This is a genomic window from Methylophaga sp. UBA5088 (assembly GCF_002414625.1).
GTDB lineage: Bacteria > Pseudomonadota > Gammaproteobacteria > Nitrosococcales > Methylophagaceae > Methylophaga > Methylophaga marina.
Map to the genome: position 1 here is coordinate 394 of NZ_DIAC01000062.1, position 1,997 is coordinate 2,390.

The 1,997-nt window shown below is 45.1% G+C and carries 2 protein-coding genes and 2 tRNA genes; all 4 read left to right on the forward strand.

The genetic code is table 11. The annotated features are described in order from the left end of the window. Positions 1–75 (forward strand) — tRNA-Gly (locus B4K20_RS08170). 68 nt (positions 76–143) lie between these two features. Continuing rightward, a tRNA-Cys gene (locus tag B4K20_RS08175) sits at positions 144–217 on the forward strand. A 162-nt stretch (positions 218–379) separates the two neighbouring features. Next, entirely contained in the window at positions 380–1,582 is a 1,203-nt protein-coding gene (locus B4K20_RS08180; RefSeq protein WP_289282529.1) for a tyrosine-type recombinase/integrase, read from the forward strand. 151 nt (positions 1,583–1,733) lie between these two features. After that, on the forward strand, positions 1,734–1,997 hold a 264-nt coding region (locus B4K20_RS08185; protein WP_289282530.1), incomplete at its 3' end, for a S24 family peptidase.

A 1,997-nucleotide genomic window follows, 5' to 3' on the forward strand; every position in this document is an offset into this window, starting at 1 on the left:
GCGGGAATAGCTCAGTGGTAGAGCACAACCTTGCCAAGGTTGGGGTCGCGAGTTCGAATCTCGTTTCCCGCTCCAAGAATATAAAAAGCCGCGGTCAGTCAAGTCACTATCGCGGCTTTTTAGTCTTAGACTCAATGAAAAATGGCTGGGTGGCAGAGTGGTCATGCAGCGGACTGCAACTCCGTTAACGCCGGTTCGATTCCGACCCCAGCCTCCATTTTTCAATTTCACACCATCCCATAACAACCCTAAAAGCCAATAAAAACGCGATATTTCGCTTTTGCGTTGCTTCATTACATCCCAAAAAGAATCTTGACATGTACCACTTACTGGTGCCAACAATAGTGCCAACTGAACTTTCAGAAATGGAGTTGGCACCATGTTGACCGATGTGAAGATAAAATCACTTAAGCCAAAAGATAAACTCTATGCCGTAGCTGATGAAAAAGGCTTGTCATTGGAGGTGTCACCTAAAGGTGGTAAGTGGTGGCGATTTAAGTACCGTTTCGATAACAAGCAAAAAAGACTCTCTCTTGGTGTCTATCCTGATATTGGTCTCAAAGAGGCCAGAAACAGCCGTGACGATCTCCGAAAGCTCATAGCCGAGGGTATTGACCCTGCCACAGTAAGAAAGGCTGAAAAACAGTCTAAAGGCGATCAGAACAGCTTTGAAGCAATAGCCAGAGAATGGCATAGCAAATTCAAGCCTAATTGGTCTGAAGACCATGCCGAACGAACCATTACCCGATTCGAGAAAAATGTTTTTCCCTGGCTTGGTGCCAACAACATAAATGACATTAAAGCCTCAGAACTGCTGGCGGTTGTTAGACGTGTAGAAAGTCGAGGCGCACTTGATACTGCTCACAGAACAATGCAGCAGTGCGGGCAGGTTTTCCGATATGCCATTGCTACAGGTCGAGCAGAGCGTGACCCTTCACTTGATTTGAAAGGATCGCTCCCACCTGTAAGAACCAAACATCATGCCTCATTAACTGAGCCTAAGCAGATAGGCGAACTATTAAGAGCCATCAACGGCTACTCAGGCTATTTTATTACTGCATGTGCCTTGCGCTTTGCCCCTTTGGTTTTTGTACGCCCAAAAGAGCTACGAAGTGCTGAATGGTCAGAGTTTGATTTAGACAATGCTGAATGGCGTATACCTGCACACAAAATGAAAATGCGTGTACTGCACATTGTGCCGTTATCCAAGCAAGCAATCGCTATCTTAAACGAGCTAAAGCCCCTCACAGGCTCAGGACAGTATCTTTTCCCATCTAATCGAACCAAAACAAGACCGATGAGCGATAACACCATTAACGGTGCTTTGCGTCGCTTAGGCTATACCAAAGAAGAAATGACAGGTCACGGCTTTAGAAGCATGGCCTCAACAATTCTTAACGAGCAGGGCTGGAATAGAGACGCGATTGAGAGGCAGCTTGCCCATAGTGAGCGTGATGGCGTGAGAGCGGCTTACAACTACGCTGAGTATCTGCCAGAGCGTAAAAAGATGATGCAATCATGGGCTGATTATCTTGACGGGCTGGTGGCTGGTGCAGATGTTATCCCGATCAGAAAAGCGTAATTATCCCCCTATCGGGTGATTTATTTTAGAAATAGAAGTGTAAGTTTCTAAATATGGAGAAATAGAGCAATGGATTGCAAAAGCGTCGGGAAAGGTGTCCTACCACCAGCCCCGACTAATCAAAAACAAAGCTAGTAAGGAGCTTTAATTCATGACTGATCTTATTTTAACTCAAACAGCAGATGATAATGCTGAAGGTATGGCATGGCTAAGCGGTGAAGGTGATTCAATGAGTGCCGATTTTAATCATGGTGATCCTTTGTTGGTGGACATGAATGTTAATAATTATGTTGGTGATGGTATATATGTGTTTCAAGTTGGGAGTGATCGTTTTGTAAAGCGACTACAGCGTGTTCCAGAAGGCTTCGCGGTACTCTCATCTAACCCAGACTATTACACTTGGTATATCACTCCT

What these genes read in the sequence shown, in the direction of transcription:
- B4K20_RS08180 (WP_289282529.1), top strand. Translation starts at nt 380, where the DNA reads ATGTTGACCGATGTGAAGATAAAATCACTTAAGCCAAAAGATAAACTC.